This window comes from Algoriphagus halophilus, assembly GCF_900129785.1.
Lineage (GTDB): Bacteria > Bacteroidota > Bacteroidia > Cytophagales > Cyclobacteriaceae > Algoriphagus > Algoriphagus halophilus.
In genome coordinates, this window is the sequence record NZ_FSRC01000001.1 from 1,967,794 (window position 1) to 1,986,916 (window position 19,123).

A 19,123-nucleotide genomic window follows, 5' to 3' on the forward strand; every position below is an offset into this window, starting at 1 on the left:
TACCCCCCCATTACTGGAGTTTAATTAATCTTCTCAAAAGGTGTGGGTGGCATGCACAAGGCATTGGGGGGACAGATGAAGGTTAACTCCTGATAATCCTCCGACACGGTATACCTATCCTCAAAGAAGTATTCTCTACTTACCTCTGGAAGGTCAACTTTTGGTAGATAAGAAATGTCAGGATCAGTTAAATGAAAGGTCTCCGTAAAATCTATAACCAATACTTTGTCTTCTAACTTATAGGTTCCTTCGTAATAATATTGATAGCCCAAATCTTCGGATTCACCTTTATTCCTAGCGGTACTTTGGGCGACGACTTTCTGCCCCTGCTTCAATTCTATGATTCTTACAAAGTCCAACTCATCACTTATTTCTCTATCCGTCTTTTGATAGATTCCCAGTATTGCTTGGCCAGGATTCAATTCATCATCCTCATTTTTACAGCCAACTAAAATAACTAGCAGGGACATTATTAAAACAAGTGTTCTTTTCATGATTGACAATTAATAAATTTTATTAAATATAATATTCAAACAATTGGCATTGGGAGGACATATACCATGAAGTTTCTGGTAATTATCTTCAATAGCAAATTGATCCCAAACCTGCCTCCCATCCTTATAAACAAGATCATCCTTGGCGTCAAAAAAGGATGCTTCATCCTGCGTTTGGAATGTCTCAGCCTCAGTGATACTTACGATACCATCTTCAATTTTATAAGAACCATTAAAGTAGTAACGGTACCCCAAAACCTGATTCGTACCTGATAAACTGGCCACCCCTTCCCCATAGACTACCCCATCTGGATTAAATTGTAACCTATCTACAAAGTCCAGTTCATAATTATTCCCCACATTCTTCATATTGAATTCATAGGAACCAACTAACTCGTTTATTGGACCTATTTCATTTTCTTGGCTACAACCGTAAAATGATAACACGATTATTCCTAAAAAAAGTAAATTTTGTTTCATCCTGACTGATTAAAAATTTAAGAAATCTATTTCTCTACATAGTTTATTCTCTACATGGTATTATTGATAACGCAATGCTGCCTAATAACGCAACACTTTTAAAGGAAAAACTAATTTTTTATTTCCTTGGTACTTGTATTTTTGAGGATGGAAAAAAAATCTCTACCGGGCAGTATTCGAAAAAACATCCATATTGGAGACGAAGTGAGCATTGTACAGAAGCATCACCAGAGAACAGGTGAAATTACAGAAGGTTTTGTCAAGAGAATTTTAACGAGCTCCCCTACCCATCCCCATGGGATTAAAGTAATGCTAGATACTGGAGAAGTAGGACGAGTAAAGGAAGTATTCCCAGAGGAAGATTAACTGGGGCGATAGGTTACCTGAAGGCCTTTCAAAAAATTCCTTAACACCTGATCCTTACAATCTCTATATTGGCTTTGAGTAGGGTTTCTGAAAAATGCGCTCAGTTCGTGCTTTGAAAGTCGAAAGTTCACAGACTTCAACATGTTCAACATATCCTCATCAATTAAGCTCAAAGCAATTTTCAATTTCCGTAGAACCTGGTTATTACTTAGACTTTTTTCATTTACAGGATCATTGCCTTCCTTTTTTCCTCTTTTTAGGATTATAAATCCGTTTAAAAATGCAGCAAGATCCTTATCATACAAAGGTTTAAAATCATCGTCATCCTCCTTTTTCAACCAATTTGAAACAGTAGGTCTGTCCACTTCTAGCCCTGCCATACCAAAAATTTCAATCATCAAAAAATCATTGATGTCAAAGGTATAGCGTAGACTTCGAAAGATATCGTTATTACTCATATGCTTAAATCTGATTCAAAATAAGGGAATAAAAACGACCTATCATAGTTTTAGAATAAGTTGAAATTCGAATAATAAATAAGTTAAAATGCCTCTTTTGTATTTTGCGGAATGGCCATAGCTTATGAAAGCATCAATACAATAAATTTATCCTTTTCGGTTTCTGGGCCTGGATTTATCATTTCTCTTTGTTTCCCGGAAATAACACCAGCAATTTCTAGTTCAAATCCTGCTCTAACTGTTCCAATGTTTTTCCCTTGGTTTCTGGTAAAACCAAATACACCACTACAAACCCAAACGCACAAATAAGGCCATATAACCAAAAGTTATTTGCCCAGCCAAGATTTTCCTTGATGGCTGGAAAAAAGTAGGTAAGTGTAAAATTCCCTAACCAATGAGCCAATGCTCCAATTGAAATTGCAGCACCACGAATTCTTGTAGGGAAAATTTCTGACAACACCACCCATAAAAGTGGAGCTAAGGTAAAGGAGTAAAACATGACATTGATCAACACTAAAAGTACGATTACCAATCCACCCTGATCTACTGAAAATGAGTACCCAATTAAGCCATATAGGATGGACATTGCACCAGTCCCAATTAATAGAAGCTTCTTCCTTCCGAATCGATCCACCGTAAAAATGGTAATGAACACAGACAAAACCATGACTCCGCCAATTACCACAATATTTAACATCATTTGCTTTAGGTTATACCCAGCTGCCTGAAAAATATCTGCTGCATAATAGATAACTACATTCACTCCAGACCATTGCTGAAGGAAAGCCAAGAAAATACCTATTCCGATCAATTTAGGAAGTGGCTTTTTTAACAAATCCTTAAAATGAACTTTCCCCAAATCTCCCTGATGAAGAGTGTTTTTGATATCAGCTATGGAGACTTCGCTATAGTACTTCCCTCCTATCTTTTCCAATACCTTTTTTGCATTGTCCATCTGGTTATTCTTAACCAACCAACGTGCACTTTCAGGCACTAAAAACATCAATAAAAAAAACAGGAGTGCAGGAATGATTTCTGCACCAAACATCCACCTCCAAGCCATCTGACCACTCCAACTTGCAGCAATGACTTCGAAACTTGCGTTCTCAGGTAAACTGGTATCTATCAAAGAAATTTGCCAATTACATAGCTGAGCTAACAATACTCCTACCATCACCAGCAATTGATTAATGGTTACAAACATCCCTCGCTTTTCGGGAGGAGAAATTTCTGCAATGTAAAGCGGTGAAAGATTCAGAGCGATACCCATCGCTACCCCACCTACGATCCGATAAGCATTAAACCACCAGAAGGTTTCCGATAAAGCAGTTCCTAATGCAGAAAGTGAAAATAAAAACCCGGAAAATATCAGTAATCTTTTCCTTCCTAATTTATCACTTAGGATAATACAAAGAATGGCTCCAACCATACAGCCCACCAAAGCCGAACTTGTTCCCCAGCCTTGGTCACTGGTAGAAGTAATATTAAAATAAGGCTCATAAAAAGGTTTAGCACCGCCTATTACTACCCAGTCATAACCAAACAAAAAACCACCTAGGGCTGCAGTCAGACTGATTAACCAAATATAGCGTTGGTTGTATTGAAATTCTTTTGAGTTATTCTGTTCTAGCCCCATTTCAAATCATATGTTTCTAAATCTTCCTTTTGCAAAGGGTGAAATTTAGGTAAAATTTCACATGACCATCCTTGACTGTCTGTAGTTCAAAAAAAACCTGGAAGTAATTACACCTTCACGTTCTTCCAATTTCCTTTTTTAAAAAAATACAAGGCAACAAAAGCATGAAATGAATGGGCGAATGAAATGGCAATGAAAATCCCTAAATACCCTAAGCCAAATGGAAATGCAAGAAAATAAGCCAAGGGTACTTCAAGGAACCATAGCACCCCTATATTAATGTAGGCGGGAGTTTTGGTGTCACCTGCCCCATTAAAAGCTTGAGTCAGCACCATGCCCACAGCAAAAAACACATAGCCCAATACAATGACCCAAAGTCCCTGTGCAGCAATATCCCTTACTTCTGGAATATCCGTAAAAAAACCGGCCAGTTGTTGATGAAATAAGAGATAGATTCCAGTCACTGAACCCATAAAAATCACGGTATATCTTGTAGTAAGCCAGACCGATTTCTCAGCTCGTTCCACTTCTTTCGCCCCTAGATTTTGTCCCACTAGTGTAGCAGCTGCCCCAGATAATCCCCAAGCTGGCATAAGGGTAAACATTAACACACGAAATGCAATGGTATATCCAGCCAAGGAAGCAGAGCCAAACTCTGCATTCATTCTGGTCAATGCAATCCAAGAGACTGAGTCGATCAAAAATTGCCCCATTCCGCCGATGGCTATATCCATGATCTTTCTAATGATCGCCCAAGAAACCTGAATGTTCTCTTTTAAAATGGTCAACTTATGTTTTCCATTAAAAAGATGATATAATTGATATAACACCCCCAAAGACCTTCCTAAGGTAGTAGCGATGGCTGCCCCTTCTAATCCCCAACCTTGCCAGCTCCCAATACCAAAAATAAAAAGTGGGTCCAGAATTATATTAAAACCATTGGAAATCCACAGGGATCTCATGGCATGATGAGCTTGACCAGCACCTCTAAATGCCCCATTCAATAGAAATAAAAGCATGATGGCTATATTCCCGGCAAAAATCACTCTGGTAAAACCAACGCCAGATGCAATCACATCAGCTTCAGCCCCCATCAACCCCAATATATCCGGAGCAAAAACCCATCCGATCAAACCCAAAATTACTGCGATGGTTCCTCCTACCAATAACAGCTGAAATGCAGCTGCTCCAGCCTCTCTGTATTCTTTTTCACCAAATCTTCTCGCGATCAAAGCTGTGGCCGCCATGCTGATACCAAAGCCCATCGCATAGACGATAATAATGACGGATTCAGTGAGACCTACCGTCGCGATGGCATTTTCACCCAATTTGGCGACAAAAAATATATCTACGATGGCAAACAAAGATTCCATCATCATCTCCAAAATCATGGGGATGGCTAAAACAAAAATGGCTGTTTTAAGTGAGAGCTTGGTGAAATCCTGTTCTTTCCCTTGTATTGCCTCTTTGATTAGATTCCAAATACTCATTAGAAGAGATTTAAAAATTTGATTGCGCAAGAAAACTAAAATTTTGCTAGGTAAAAAGAGGACACTAGCCTTGAAATAGTTGATTTTTCATGAAATTCAAAAAGTCTATTCATAGCATTGAAAGGAAAAATGGAGGAGCAAAACACTTTCTTAGACAGAAAAATCTTCAGATAGTTATATTTATTTGTCTAATATCAAGGCAAATAGAAAAAATCTCAAAAATCAATTGAAAAAGGCTTCATAAAGGGCTTTAAAGTTGCTATTATTACTCTATGGCAGCATTTGCCCGTCAACCTAATATTACAATTTTAAACAAAAAGCTATTATGAGCAGATTTAAAGAAATGCAAGACCTGGTTAATTCTCTTGAATCAGATTTTGAAAAATTCTATGAGGGAGGTAACAAAGCTGCAGGTACCAGAGTAAGAAACGGTATGCAGGCTATTAAAAATCTTGCACAGGAAATCAGAGCAGAAATTACTGCAATGAAGAACGCTGCAAAGTAAACCCAATAAAAAGCCCCGTGATTTAAGTACCACGGGGCTTTTTCTATCTATGGAAGATTTTTATAAACTATCTATGAAACTTTTCACTTCTTCCTTGGCCTTACCAGTCTTTTTTTGAATAATTCCAATCAATTGGTCTTCTTGAGCCTCTTCGAATAAAAGATCATCTTCGGTAACTTCAGCATATTCTTCCTTGATTTTACCTTTGATCTCGTTCCAGTTTCCTTTTGCTTTATCTTTAAATGAACTCATAATTTCTGTTTTTAAGTAAACTAATTTATTTACTATAAGTAGTTCACAAGTCATGCCTAAATCCTTGAGCATTCAAAGCAAATAGTATCTCCCTGATTTTCAGCAGTTAATCACTAATAATGGAATTCTCAACCGAAGTCCTCCGTACAGCTTCATAGAATTAAAGTAACAAATTGGGGAATTTCATTCTTCATTCACTCTATTCAACATGAAGTTTGAAGTGGATAAAATCAGAGGGTATAGGCTCTAATCCAAGCTCGCGCATAAGCATGGCAATTTGCCCCCTATGATAGGTGGAATGATTTACAATATGAGTAAGCACATCTCTCCCAAAGCTTTCAAAAGATTTACCGGAAGAATTCTTATACCTAAACTTAATATCCAGATCAGTTTCTCGTAGAATTTCCAAGGTCGATTCAAAATTGAATTGATCCTTTTCGGCAAATTCTTGAATTGGAAATAAATCCCAAGGTTTACAAGGGTCTGGAATCCCTTTTATTCTTGCATTCCAAAGATGATGGGCATTTACAATATGGCATGTTAATTCAATAATTTTTGGACTTAACTGGCTTGATATTGATTCAAAAGAAGCCGCCAATTTCAAATTGATCTGGTGATTGTAATTAAAAAAATCACGATAGAAAGCAGAATTATCCAATGATTTCATACTTAGGGAATATTTAATAGTATATAAATTTGATGATTCTTTTAAGAATTCAAGCCCCTCCAAAAAATATTATTGATTATCTTTAATTATGAAAGAAAGTGCTACTTCTTGTAAAGCAAACTTTTTTCACCCATATACCATTGGTTTTAAATCATTTAAATAAAGAGATCACCAAAAAGTAAAACCCAATTCTCCCTAGGAGAATTCATAATTTAAGCATGAATATTTTAGTTATAGACATCGGAGGCTCCAATATTAAGATCTTAGCAACCGGTCAGCCTGAAAGAATTAAAATACCTTCAGGGAACAATTTTTCTCCGGAGGAAATGATTCCTCTTATAAAAGAAAATGCATCCAATTGGAAATATGATGTGGTATCAATAGGTTTTCCAGGAATCGTAAAGAACAATAAAGTAATCACAGAGCCAGTCAATTTGGGAGACGGCTGGAAAAGGTTTGATTTTGAAGCTGCCTTTAATTGTCCCGTAAAACTAATAAATGATGCTGCCATGCAAGCCCTAGGAGGGTATGAAAACAAAAAGATGTTATTCCTTGGACTCGGTACCGGGTTAGGAACTGCGATGGTAGTCAATAAGACAATTATTCCTTTGGAAGCTGGTCACTTACCTTATAAAAAGGGGACTTTTGAAAATTATGTAGGAAAAGAGTTTTTAAATAAGAGTGGCTCAAAAAAATGGGAAAAACATGTATATAACTGTATTGAAAAGTTCTCACATGTATTCCAACCTGATGATATATTATTAGGAGGAGGTAATTCTAAATTATTGTCCTATGTACCTGAAGGATGTAGATTAGGCACTAATCAAAATGCATTTAAAGGTGGGTTCCGTCTTTGGGAAGAGGATTTTAATATCTAATATTACTCTAATTTGATTCGCCCAACTCCCCTATTTATTATCTTATTTATGATTTAATTAAATTCTAATTATTTTTTTATGTAACTCTATATGAATATCAAACTATAACAATTGCATTTCATATTTAGAATAGTATTTTTTCAGAATAAAATTTTGATTATTCCAATTTTACTCTTAGATTTTAAACTTTCCTATTGAAATCTTATAGCAAATCTTTAATTCTATGAGTTAATAATTACTTTGATTTCAAAGGCTATCATAATTCACCCATATTGTAAGCCAATTATGAAATTAGGAATTTTAGGAGGAACTAACCTGTCTAGAACTTTAGGTAAAAAGTATATTGATGCAGGGATCCAAGTAGTTTTTGGAGTTAGAAGTGATTTTGATACTGAAATTACTGAGTGGAAAATATTAAATAAATTTTTTGATCGGATTTGTCCTTACGAATCAGCAATTATTCAATCTGACATTATTCTCATATGTTGTGAAAATGACTATCTAAAAGAAATATGTGTTGCACTTGAGAAAGTCGATTTAGAAGATAAATTGATTATAGATTGTACCAATAATAAGCATTGTTTAGACACTAATAATCAATCAAATACTGCTATCATTAAGAAATCTGCACCTAGTAATCTGGTTTTTAAAGCATTTAACAATCTTGGATTAGATTACCCTAAATCCGATATCCTTGGAATAATAAAGGAGACTTATTTTTGTGGGGAAGGAACGATTGAAAAATTGAGAGTAAAGAGGCTAATCGAACTGATAGGGTATAAAGCAATTGATGCAGGTCAGATTGATAATGCTTATTTATTAGAGGCATTTTATCAATTAAGTAAAGAAATAACCTGGCAAAAAAAAGAACAATCTAATTATCATTTTAAGCTGATTTCAGTCTAGAAATAAACTTAAAATCAAATTAGATAAGATTTTTATAAATTATCTATTCTCCCCTAACAGCATCTTATGAATAATTTTTTAAAAAAAGGATATTTACCATATCTAATTTCAGGAATCTTAATACTATTATCCTTCTTTAACCCTTTTTATAATAGTGCAATTTCGTTCGAAGAAAAAGCTTCTAAGGAAATTTCCGAAAGCATCATATTATTAGAAGAAATTGAGACATTGACCATTCCATTAGCTGAAACCATCCCTTTCCTAAAATCATGGGCACATACTTATGAAAACGATTTTGACAAATTATTGAGTTATTTAAATTTTGCTGATTTACTAATGCTCTTACAATTAGGGATATTAAAATTAAGCGAATGGTGGGTGTTCAAATTAGTCCTGGTAGTAAGCTTTTTAGGCTTATTTATCAACTATACAAAAAGCATCTGTAAAAACTTATTAATAATTGGTCTCTTAATAACACCAGGCTTAGGAATATACACCCAGTTGTTATCCAGTTTGTCTAATCAAATGGAAATAGATTTAGGTGCTGACTTAAAATCAAGTTTATTAACTACAAAAGACTCAATCAATGCTAAAAAAGAGCTACATAAAACCTCTTTAGAGGCATTGAAAGCTCATCAAAAATCCAAAAATAAAGGAAGGTTAAACCTTTTTGATAAAGTCGAAGATGACGCAATCAGTTTAGGGGATTCCATTGTAGACGATATTGATCAAGCAGGAGAAGACCTTCTGGATGTCTTGAGATTTGCAGGCCACCACGGCTTGGAGCTAGCAGTTTCTTTAATGAGTAACATTCTCATTATTTTTGGAATATTACCAGTGCTTTTTTGGTACCTCATGTCCTTGGCTCTCCAACGTTTGTTTCAATTTGATAAGCCACTTCAAGAAATTGATAAGAAGCTTGAATCCATTCAAAGTATTACCAAATCATGAATTATCACAGCAGAACCACTTCATTGGTTATAATTTCACTATTGATATGGTCTTGTTCAAAAAAACAGGCCACAGTTCAAGAGAGTGTTCCAAAGCCACCTCCGGTTTCAGACAGTGTAGAAGTCAAAAAAACTCCCCAAATATTAGGCATAGACGTATCGCATTTCCAAGGTGATGTCAACTGGCCAAAAGTAAAAGATGCCAAGATCACATTTGTTTATGACAAAGCTTCTGAAGGAAAATCTTTTAAAGATCCTGATTATGCCCAAAATAAAATTGGAGCCCATGAAAATGGATTAGCACATGGGTCTTATCATTTTTTCACTTCAGATGCTGACGCAATAGAACAAGCAAATTTATTTATTAGTATCATCGATTATGGACCTGGAGATATGCCTCCGGTTTTGGATTTAGAACAGGGAGGAATAAAAGGTGAAATCAATCCTACAACTTTTCAATCTGAAGTATTAACATGGTTAAATCATGTAGAATCCAAACTTGGTGTAAAACCCATTATTTATACCAACCATGTGTTTGGAGATCGATATCTGACTCATGCTAATTTTTCAAATTATCATTTATGGATTGCAGAATATGGAGTCGAACAACCAACCATTCCTAAAACTTGGAGCGATATAGGCTGGTTAATCTGGCAAAGATCTGAAAGAGGCACCATTGAAGGAGCCATTGGTCAGGTAGACCATGATTTATACAATCCTACTAAACCATTTGAAGTCATAAAAAAATAGGCCCAATATGTGTTGGGCCTATTTTTTTTGAGATGTATTCGAATTTCTACCAAATCAGGACTTGATTATCTGATCTTCTATTGTTGTCACGGAACAGGTTAAATACAGCAGTGAACTCGTGTGTGTTGCCCGGTAAATTATACCCACCACCTGTAGAAAATTCATATAGGTACCCGATTCTTAGCCTGTTGGTTAAGATCCCTAATTGTGCATTGGTAGCATAGTTTATTCTATGACCCATTCCAACCCATACCCGATCCATTAGAAGAGCTTTCAAGTTAAATTCCAGATTGTCTTTCATGTCTTTCTGGCTTCTGTAAAATGCGTTGAAAATCACTCCTAAATTTTCGCTTATAGATTCTCTATACCCTGCCTGAACCATGATTGCTGTAGGGTAGCCATCCATAAACTCATCCCCAGAAGTAATCTTCCCTCCTGCTACTCTATGCATTCCATAGGAAACATAATATTTGGCATGAGTCAAAGCGATACCAAGATTAAAGTCTATCACATTCATATTTGAAAACTGGCCAATATATTGCCCCAACGTAGGGTCATTTTGTTCTTCAGTTGTCAATGAATTCCCATCAAGTCTAATACTCTGGTAGTTTAACCCCACACCCAATCGTAAGTTATGTTGCTCAGTTAACCTCACTCTAGAAGCATATGAAAGTAATAATTCAGTTTCTCTAAATGCTCCATAAGTATCGTATAACATATTTGCTGACACCGCATTCTTACCCATCAATGCTGGATCTTCCTCCCCGGCAAGTTCTCCGAAGTCCAATTCTGCTGATATAAAATAAGTCTTAGGAGCTCCCTCAAACCCTGACCATTGATTTCTTACAAAGCCTCGGATAGTACTCCCTTCATATCCTGTTAATGCAGGGTTGAAGTAACTTTGAAAATGGCTGAAATTGGAGATGTGTTTTCTCGACTGAGCCTCTGCAGTTAGTGCTACTGAAAGGACTAAAAAAACCATTGCGATATTTCTGATATTCTTTTTCATTGCAAAATTGAAATGTTTAAAAATTGGGCAACCGAGATTTTTACGCCCCGGTCACCCAGATTCAGTCTTATTCTATTGTTTTAACAGGTTCAATACACCCCTTCTCACCTCACCTGTTTCTGCTACTTCTATGATCCAGAAGTAAGCCCCAACAGGTAACGCTTTACCATCGAAGGTACCATCCCAACGGATATCTGGGTTCTCTGTATAGAACACCCTATTACCTCCTACTTCCATGATCGAGATCCTTACTCCTTGGTAATACCTCAAGGCAGGAACTCCCCATGTATCATTGACTCCGTCATTATTCGGTGTAAATGTGTTTGGAACATCCAGCTGGCCAAGAGGAGTTCTTTGTCTAGTGATCTGGAAGGATTTCTCAAATACGTTTCCACCTCGGTCGATCACTTGAAGAGTGATCGTAAATTGGGTCTCACCCTGTGCTCTACCTGCACTGCTCCAGAACAATATACCATCGATCACTTCGAAGTAGTCGTTGTCTTGAACTCCTTCAGGTAAACTTAAAGTATGTACATCATCCGTAGGATCTATTACGGTAAATACCCCTATCTCTTGGAAGAATACCGCTGGAAGTCCAATGAAGGTATTTTCACTTAAGGTTACATCAGTTGGAGCAGGCTTGGCCAATACTGTAAGCTCCAAGACTGGCTGAAGTCCCTGAGGATTAAATACCCCGTCTGGTAATTCCACCGTTCCCAAATAATTCATGGTACCTGAAACCAATGGATCATATCCATTGAGATCCCAGATCACAGGGAAGTTGATCACCACTCCTTCTGAAGTGATTCCAACTACTTCTGTTGGAACTTTTAGATCTCCTACTTCTGTGCCCCACAATGCTTCCAACGTCTGATCTACAAATTCAACTACGGCTTTGTCATCCACATAATCAGGAATACCATTTCCATCTTCATCTGGGAAGTCCTCTGCATCATCAGGGTCTGTTCCTTGCTGCTCTTCTACATAATCAGGAACTTTATCTCCATCAGTATCCAAGTAATCTCCGGAACTTGAAGGATCTGTTCCCTGCTCATCTTCGACAAAGTCAGGAACTCCATCCCCGTCCAAATCTTGATAATCTATTGGATCTTCTGGGTCCGTTCCTTGTTCTTCCTCTACTTCATCAGGAACTCCGTCACCATCGGTATCACCACTGATAATCTCGAATTCTGCACCTGTAAAGTCAATGAGGTAATTGGTACCCGCATTGAGAGATCCTAAAAGAATATCGTACATACCTACACTTTCACCTGCAGTTCTTTCCAGAGAACCTGTCAAGATACTTTCATCATCACCTTCTCCAAATCCAGCAGCAGAATAGGTCAACTCAGGATCAGATTCGCCATAAAGTTTGCTTTGTCCTGAATCTGCCACTATTTCCAGAGTTGCAGGAGTAATCGACAATTCAGCGGTCAAGTTAAATGAAGTGAAGTTTGAACCACTGATGGTAGCCGTCACTTCCTGGCTTCCCACTTCTGTTCTACTATTGTTGGTATAGGTCACATCGGCTCCAGCTGGAAGTTCTCCACTTATTGATAGGGACTTGGAAGTACCATCATACACGAAGCTTCCATCGTCGAACGTGATTCCGATTATCGTAGCAGGTGTAATGCTTAATTCTGCTGTCAACACCAGCGTATTATAATTTGAGCCGGAAATGGTAGCAGTAACTTCCTGACTTCCTACATCCGTTCTGCTGTTGTTAGTATAAGTAACATTTGTTCCAGTAGGCAGAGCTCCGCTAATTGATAGGGACTTGGAAGTGCCATCATACACGAAGCTACCATCGTCAAAGGTCACCCCTACGATCATTGCTTTGCTTATCGTAAAGTCTGCGCCTGTAAAGTTGATGGCATAGTTGCTTCCTGCATCCAGGGTGCCAAGACTAATTGCATAGCTTCCCACATTCTCACCAGAGGCTCTTACAAGTCCACCCGTTAGAATACTTGCATCATCTCCGTTTTCAAAACCAGAAACCAGATAGGTCAATACCGGATCAGCTGTACCAAAGACTTTACCTTGTCCAGCATCTGCCACCACATCTAGTACTTTCTCAGCAATCTCAAAGTCTGCTGAAGTAAAGTCAATCATATAGTTGCTTCCTGCATCCAAACTACCCAAAGTAATTGCATACAATCCAACATCCTCCCCTGCTACTCTGCTCAAGGCGCCGGTCAATACAGAGGTATTGTCTCCATTACCAAAATTTGAAGCAGTATACGCAAAGACTGGATCAGCAGTGCCATAAACTTTAGCCTGATTTGGATTAGCTACAATACTCAACGTTCGAGGCGTAATAGTGAAATCAGCTCCGGTAAAGTTGATCGTATAATTGGAGCCCACATCCAGGGTACCTTGATTGATTGCATAGGTTCCTACATCTTCTCCTACTGCTCTGGCCAATAATCCACTAAGGACTGCCTCGGTGTCGCCATTTTGTAAACCGGATACCTGGTAGGTGAATATTGGATCTGCATTTCCGTACACCTTGGTCTGACCGGCATCTGCAGTAATATCCAAGGTTGCAGATGTAATCTCAAAGTCTGCAGAGATGAAGTTGATGGTGTAATTAGATCCTGCATCGATTGTTCCTGGCTGAATCGCATATAGTCCCACATCTTCACCCGCTATTCTGATGAGAGCCCCTGAGATGACCGATTCTGTATCCCCATTCTTCAATCCACTCACTGAATAAGTGAATACTGGATCAGCTTCACCATATACCTTGGTCTGGCCAGCATCTGCTGTGATATCCAAGGTAGCAGGTGTGATTTCAAAATCTGAAGAGTTAAAGTTGATCGTATAGTTTGAACCTGCATCTATGGTGCCTGGTTGGATCGCATAATTTCCTACGTCCTCTCCGGCTATTCTAATCAGAGCACCTGTTATTACGGCTTCAGTATCCCCATTTTTGAGTCCGTTCACGGTATAAGTGAATACCGGATCAGCATCTCCATACACCTTGGTCTGACCGGCATCGGCAGTAATATCCAAGGTAGCAGGAGTGATCTCAAAATCAGCTCCGGTAAAGTTGATCGTATAATTGGAGCCCGCATCCAGGGTACCTTGATTGATTGCATAGGTTCCCACATCTTCTCCGACTGCTCTGGCCAATACTCCACTAAGGACTGCCTCAGTATCGCCATTTTGTAAACCGGATACCTGATAGGTGAATATTGGATCTGCATTTCCGTACACCTTGGTCTGACTGGCATCGGCAGTAATATCCAAGGTTGCAATTGTAATCTCAAAGTCGGCAGTGGTGAAGTTAATGAAGTAATTAGATCCGGCATCGATTGTTCCTGGCTGAATCGCATACATACCCACATCTTCGCCCGCTATTCTGGTCAGAGCCCCTGAGATAACCGATTCTGTATCCCCGTTCTTCAATCCACTCACTGAATAAGTGAATACTGGATCAGCTGCACCATATACCTTGGTCTGGCCAGCATCTGCTGTGATATCCAAGGTAGCAGGTGTGATTTCAAAATCTGAAGAGTTAAAGTTGATGATATAGTTGTCACCAGCACTCAAAGTTCCTTGGCTAATCGCATAGAAGCCCACATCCTCGCCTGGCGATCTAGATAATTGACCTGAGAATATGGAACCTGAATCCCCATTTTTAAGACCTAAGGCAAAAAAGGCAAAGGTCGGATCCACATTGCCATAGACCTTTCTTTGTCCTGCAAAGGCAGTGACCTCCAATGTAGCAGGAGTGATCTCAAAATTCGCAGGAGTAAAGTTGATGGAATAGTTTGGACCCGCATCAAGGGTTCCTAATTGAATAGCATAGGTTCCGACATTCTCCCCAGAGGCTCTAGATAAAGATCCCGTAAGGATGTTCTCATCATCTCCGGCTTCAAAGCCTGTGGCAGTAAAGGTATACACAGGATTCGCATCGCCATACACTTTGCTCTGACCTGCATCCACGGTAATATTCAATACTTTCGGAACCACCGCAATAGTCACTTCTACATTTACTTGGGATGGATTGCCATTTACATCAGTAACGGTGTAGGTAATATTATTTATTCCTTCATCATTTCTATCAAAAATAGTTTGACTTAATACCTGTGACTGGATTCCACATGCATCAGTGGAACCTTCATCAATCATGGCAGGCGTCAAATTAACTGTGCCAAATGCATCCACATTCAAGGTAATAGCAGCTTTAGCCAGAATTGTTGGTCCGATCAAATCTTGAACTAAAACATTTGTGACTGCGAAATCAGAATTCCCAGCTTGATCCGTTGCGGTTACCGTAACATTGTTAATTCCAACATCGGAACAATTAAAATCAGTTTTATCTAATGCTAATTGAATATTTCCGGATGAAGAGTAATCATCTGTGATCGGACTAGCTAATAGGTCTGTTGGTAAAATCGTTGGCGTATTACCATTCACATCCAATTGGAGTGCTAAACCATTTATCAAAATTGGAGTTGGAGCCAAGATATCAATAGTTACTAGTAGTCCTGGAGAAGAAGGACTTGTATTGCCAGCAAGGTCAGTAGCAGTAGCAGTAATGGTATGAATTCCTGAAGACAACGTCGAAGAAGTAATTGACCAGTTGCCCGATCCATCAGCAGGAATTATACCCACATTCCCATCCAAACTACTATTCAGAGTAATAGTAGAATTTGGTAAAGCTGTCCCCACAAACGTTGGAGTTATATCATTGGTGATATTATCAGCATCACTAATACCCGAATCACTGCCAGCGACAAGATCTGGGGTAGAAGGCGGCGTAGGTGGATTCGAATCCTTATCCGCAGTATTCGTTGCATTTGCTCCCTGATTTCCTGCAGGGTCTACCAGGTAAATTGTGAGGGTCACTATCCCATCCGATAATCCAGAAAGATCATAGCCTGCTCCTCCATTATTAAATGTTTGACTAGCAGAAGATACTGATTCGGTTCCCGATACTGGAGTTCCTCCTCCATTGCTTGTAAATGAGTAATTCAACGTTGTTCCTACTTCCAACCCTGTTCCAGTGAACTCTATGATGGTCTGATTGATCACATTTATCTGAGATTCTCCCAATAGGTCAATGGATACAGCATATCCAGCAGGAACCACGGTGTCCTTATTTTTTGTATCAGAGGTAGGCGAACCTACATTTCCAAGTCCATCCTCAAGAGTAGCAGATAAGGTGATGAGACCATCTCCCAACCCACTTAAATCAATTCCTGTGATTTGATCTGAAGCAGTAGCTATTGTTCCAGATCCGGAAACAGCTGTTCCTCCTCCAGAACTTGTGAATTCATAATTGTAGGTAGCACCCACTTCAGCACCAGCGAATGTAAAACTAGCTGCAGTTTCATTCGAGCTATTGATAGCACTTTGATCGATGGATACTGAATAACCTGTTGGTGGAGTTGCATCTTCATCGATGATCGTAATGGTCACTTGACTTGGAGTTCCCGCAGTCGCATTCGTAGGTGTACCCATATCAATGATAACCGTCTCATTTCCTTCCTCAATACCATCAAATTGAGAAGTTACACGAATACTATCCATGATTTCACCAGGTGAAAGCGTGATGGTAGAGCCGGTAATGCTATAATCCGTACCACCTCCTGATGCTGTTCCACTAAATGATAGAGGTACCGTTACCGTCGTTCCTGCAACTACATCCAAAATTGCCCTCACATAAGCCTGACCACCACTTTCATCGGTAATTGGATTATAAATACCCAATACCTCCAAGGTAGCAGTAGGTTGAGGGTCATCATCTGTAATGGTATAAGTCACCTGTTGAGTTCCGTCTTCCTCTGCGTTAGTGACTCCTGATATATCAATGATTACGGTTTCGTTTCCTTCATATAGCGCATCTGGAACATTGGTTAACGTAATAGAACCTGTAGTATTTCCGGCAGTAATGGTGATTGAGGTACCACTTAGAGAATAATCCACGCCACCACCTGTTGCAGTACCACTGAATCCTAAATTAACAGTGACATCATCTGTAGATGTTTCAGAAAGTGTTGCAGTCACCTCAGTGGTTGTTGTTGTACCTTCTAATTTAGAGACAGGAGTAACTGACAAAGAAACTGTAGGTGGAGAATAATCAGAACAGAACTGAAGATTATCCAAAGCTAAATAAACAAAACTACCTCCCATTTCAATTTCTAATCCATCCACAAAAGTTCCGGAATTGTCTGCACCACCTTCAGTAGAGAAATCAATATAGAAGAACCCATTATTTGAAGAAAAGTCAGTAGGGAATCCAGAGGATTTGGTGATGGTATATACAGTCCCTCCATTTCTAATTCCCCTAATGGTCAACGTACCATCATCCGTAGGATTTGGACTTAATCCAGCTTCAGAAGACAAAAAGAATGCGATTTTGCTAAATCTAACAGGTTCACTGTTACTTAGTGTATAAGTTCCGACTCCTGTATTTTCGACAAATACATCTGAACTATTAATTCCAAAGCCATTTCTGACATTCACAGCCCAATTCCCTCCCATGGTAAAGTCTACACCATTAGAGGTAAAAGATGTGATGCCATCCAAGAAAGTTTCAAAATTCTCTATGTAACAAGCACCTACCAAATGAAGCTCTCCATTCACATATTCAAATGGAGGAGTATTTCCTAAGGCATCAGCAATATCGGTTCCTGCCAACAGTTTAACCTGAATAGAACCTTCCCCAGAGATACCTGTTACGTTCAAGGTATATATAGAGCCTGAACCACTAATACCAGTGATGGCACCTGTAGCGGTTCCTGTTCGAATTAAGTCAAAATCGTCAATGGTTACATTCGTTGCATTTTCATCAAATGTAACTTGGAAATCCACCGCAGTAGCAGTAGAAATTGGATTGCCTACCTTTAAAATACTGTTCACAGCAGGCGCATCTGAATCAACATCAGGAGCGGCCTCACAGAAATTCATATTGTCAATGGCCAATTCAATAAATCCACCACTGATGGTAAACACCAATTCATCCACATTCGTATCCCTATAATTTGCGGGTCCCTCGGTAGCAAAATCAAGGGTGAAAAATCCGTTATTGATCGCTGTATTAGTTGGGAAACCTGTTGTTTTGGTAATGGTAAATTGATCTATTCCACCTTTTTTACCGGTGATGACCAAAGTCCCTGTTCCAGTGGGGTTGTTTCCATTGCTTAGGTCTGAAAGAAACAAATCAATGGTTTTCATGGTAAACTCCGTCCCACTGGAAACTGAAAAAGTACCCGCCGTAAAATTATTGGCAATATACCCACTGGAAGGACCTGCACCGAAACCTAATCTTTTCTCAATCTTCAGTCCTGCGCCCAAAGTAAAGGTTAAACCATTACCACTAAATGTAGTAGACTCATCGGTTTCTGTTTCAAAAGTTTCAACAAAACACTCTCCGACGTTATGAATCTGGCCTAAAGTAAAGGCAGGAGTTCCTGTGACATCATCATCATTGGCGATATCTGTTCCTGCTTTTAAATCCAACCGAATTGTCCCTTCCCCATCAATCCCATTTACGGTCACCGTATAGGTGGTTCCTGAACCTGATACAGCACCTACTGTTCCGCTGGTACCAACAGTAGTTAGCTCAAAATCATCTGAGGTAACATTTTTTGCATTTTTTGAAAATGTAACGGTGTAATCTACCGTGGTTGCAGTGGTCACAGGAGTGCCGACAAGTGCTATACTTGAAACTACAGGAGGATTTCCGTCCACTGGGGTGTATGGACTTCCAAAAGTGAAATTATCTATATAAACATAGAGATCAATGCCTTCAATTCTAATCTCATCAACACTATAAAAATCAGGATTGGCAACAAAATTTTTAACACCATTTGTCCCACTGTCAAAATTCACATTTACGGTTGACCCAACCTGGCTTCCATCCTTGTAAGCTTTGACAGTACCAGATGCAGAACAATCATTACAGCCATTTTGTAACCAAATGCTGATCAATTGAAAATCAGAGGCATCCACCTTGGTGATTTTCCAACCGGTAACACCCCCTATAGTTAAATTAGTATCATCGAGTGCTTTGGTACCATTAAAACCATTGTCAGTGGAACTTACATTCGCATTGCTATTGGACCCAGAAAAGATTTGAAACCTGACCCCTGAATTATCATAGGTATTTGTTCCATTTAATGAAAGATGGGATGCAGTGGTAATTTCGTCAAAAGTAACGGTGGTCTGGGCTTGACTAAAAATATGAATCCCTATCAAGAAAGGGAGTAAAAGTAAATATCGAGCAGTAAAAGTATTCATAGTATAGAGGTGTTAACTTTTCTTTTAAA

Annotated in this window: 15 protein-coding genes; 6 read left to right on the forward strand and 9 right to left on the reverse strand. The window is 38.7% G+C overall.

All coding sequences use genetic code 11. The features are described from left to right. Positions 1 to 20 precede the first annotated feature (20 nt). Both BUR11_RS08345 and BUR11_RS08350 read right to left on the reverse strand, forming a co-directional pair. Complete coding sequence (locus BUR11_RS08345; RefSeq protein WP_143185880.1) at positions 21 to 494, reverse strand: hypothetical protein; 474 nt, start codon at positions 492 to 494, stop codon at positions 21 to 23. Positions 495 to 503: 9 nt separating this feature from the next. Further along, positions 504 to 974, reverse strand: a complete 471-nt coding sequence (locus tag BUR11_RS08350) for a hypothetical protein (protein ID WP_074224379.1) — start codon at positions 972 to 974, stop codon at positions 504 to 506. 147 nt (positions 975 to 1,121) lie between these two features. Here BUR11_RS08350 and BUR11_RS08355 point away from each other — a divergent pair, with 147 nt between their 5' ends. Beyond that, a complete protein-coding gene (locus BUR11_RS08355) occupies positions 1,122 to 1,340 on the forward strand; it encodes a YwbE family protein (RefSeq protein ID WP_074224380.1) in 219 nt (72 codons plus the stop codon). Here BUR11_RS08355 and BUR11_RS08360 read toward each other — a convergent pair. The 3 genes from BUR11_RS08360 to BUR11_RS08370 form a co-directional block, all read right to left on the reverse strand. After that, positions 1,337 to 1,798: a YehS family protein gene (locus BUR11_RS08360; protein WP_074224381.1), complete on the reverse strand. Its 462-nt coding sequence runs from the start codon at positions 1,796 to 1,798 to the stop codon at positions 1,337 to 1,339. The two genes, BUR11_RS08355 and BUR11_RS08360, sit on opposite strands and share 4 nt — an antisense overlap. Before the next feature lie 217 nt (positions 1,799 to 2,015). Then, complete coding sequence (locus BUR11_RS08365) at positions 2,016 to 3,434, reverse strand: sugar porter family MFS transporter (protein ID WP_074224382.1); 1,419 nt, start codon at positions 3,432 to 3,434, stop codon at positions 2,016 to 2,018. A gap of 107 nt (positions 3,435 to 3,541) precedes the next feature. After that, on the reverse strand, positions 3,542 to 4,924 hold the full coding sequence (locus BUR11_RS08370; protein ID WP_074224383.1) for an MATE family efflux transporter: 1,383 nt from the start codon (positions 4,922 to 4,924) through the stop codon (positions 3,542 to 3,544). Positions 4,925 to 5,249: 325 nt separating this feature from the next. Between BUR11_RS08370 and BUR11_RS08375 the strand changes: the two genes are divergently transcribed. Continuing rightward, positions 5,250 to 5,429, forward strand: coding sequence for a histone H1 (locus tag BUR11_RS08375; protein ID WP_074224384.1), 180 nt, complete (start codon positions 5,250 to 5,252; stop codon positions 5,427 to 5,429). 60 nt (positions 5,430 to 5,489) lie between these two features. On the opposite strand, the gene BUR11_RS08380 is transcribed toward BUR11_RS08375, so the two are convergent. Both BUR11_RS08380 and BUR11_RS08385 read right to left on the reverse strand, forming a co-directional pair. Further along, positions 5,490 to 5,681 carry a CsbD family protein gene (locus BUR11_RS08380; RefSeq protein WP_074225176.1) on the reverse strand — a complete coding sequence of 64 codons (192 nt, stop codon included), beginning with the start codon at positions 5,679 to 5,681 and terminating at the stop codon, positions 5,490 to 5,492. Positions 5,682 to 5,880: 199 nt separating this feature from the next. Continuing rightward, the gene (locus BUR11_RS08385; protein ID WP_074224385.1) at positions 5,881 to 6,348 is read right to left on the reverse strand and encodes a DinB family protein; all 468 of its coding nucleotides are present in this window, start codon (positions 6,346 to 6,348) and stop codon (positions 5,881 to 5,883) included. A gap of 218 nt (positions 6,349 to 6,566) precedes the next feature. On the opposite strand from BUR11_RS08385, the gene BUR11_RS08390 reads away from it, so the two are divergent. From BUR11_RS08390 to BUR11_RS08405, 4 genes are all read left to right on the forward strand, one after another. Continuing rightward, on the forward strand, positions 6,567 to 7,226 hold the full coding sequence (locus BUR11_RS08390) for an ROK family protein (protein WP_074224386.1): 660 nt from the start codon (positions 6,567 to 6,569) through the stop codon (positions 7,224 to 7,226). Positions 7,227 to 7,511: 285 nt separating this feature from the next. Continuing rightward, on the forward strand, positions 7,512 to 8,132 hold the full coding sequence (locus tag BUR11_RS08395) for an NADPH-dependent F420 reductase (protein ID WP_074224387.1): 621 nt from the start codon (positions 7,512 to 7,514) through the stop codon (positions 8,130 to 8,132). 66 nt (positions 8,133 to 8,198) lie between these two features. Then, positions 8,199 to 9,083: a hypothetical protein gene (locus BUR11_RS08400; protein ID WP_074224388.1), complete on the forward strand. Its 885-nt coding sequence runs from the start codon at positions 8,199 to 8,201 to the stop codon at positions 9,081 to 9,083. Further along, positions 9,080 to 9,832 carry a glycoside hydrolase family 25 protein gene (locus BUR11_RS08405; protein ID WP_074224389.1) on the forward strand — a complete coding sequence of 251 codons (753 nt, stop codon included), beginning with the start codon at positions 9,080 to 9,082 and terminating at the stop codon, positions 9,830 to 9,832. The genes BUR11_RS08400 and BUR11_RS08405 overlap by 4 nt, the downstream gene beginning before the upstream one ends. Positions 9,833 to 9,878: 46 nt before the next feature. Here BUR11_RS08405 and BUR11_RS08410 read toward each other — a convergent pair whose 3' ends face one another. Together BUR11_RS08410 and BUR11_RS08415 are read right to left on the reverse strand one after the other, a co-directional pair. Beyond that, the gene (locus BUR11_RS08410; protein WP_074224390.1) at positions 9,879 to 10,841 is read right to left on the reverse strand and encodes a PorP/SprF family type IX secretion system membrane protein; all 963 of its coding nucleotides are present in this window, start codon (positions 10,839 to 10,841) and stop codon (positions 9,879 to 9,881) included. A gap of 72 nt (positions 10,842 to 10,913) precedes the next feature. Further along, a complete protein-coding gene (locus BUR11_RS08415) occupies positions 10,914 to 19,094 on the reverse strand; it encodes an MBG domain-containing protein (RefSeq protein ID WP_074224391.1) in 8,181 nt (2,726 codons plus the stop codon). Between the last annotated feature and the right edge of the window lie 29 nt (positions 19,095 to 19,123).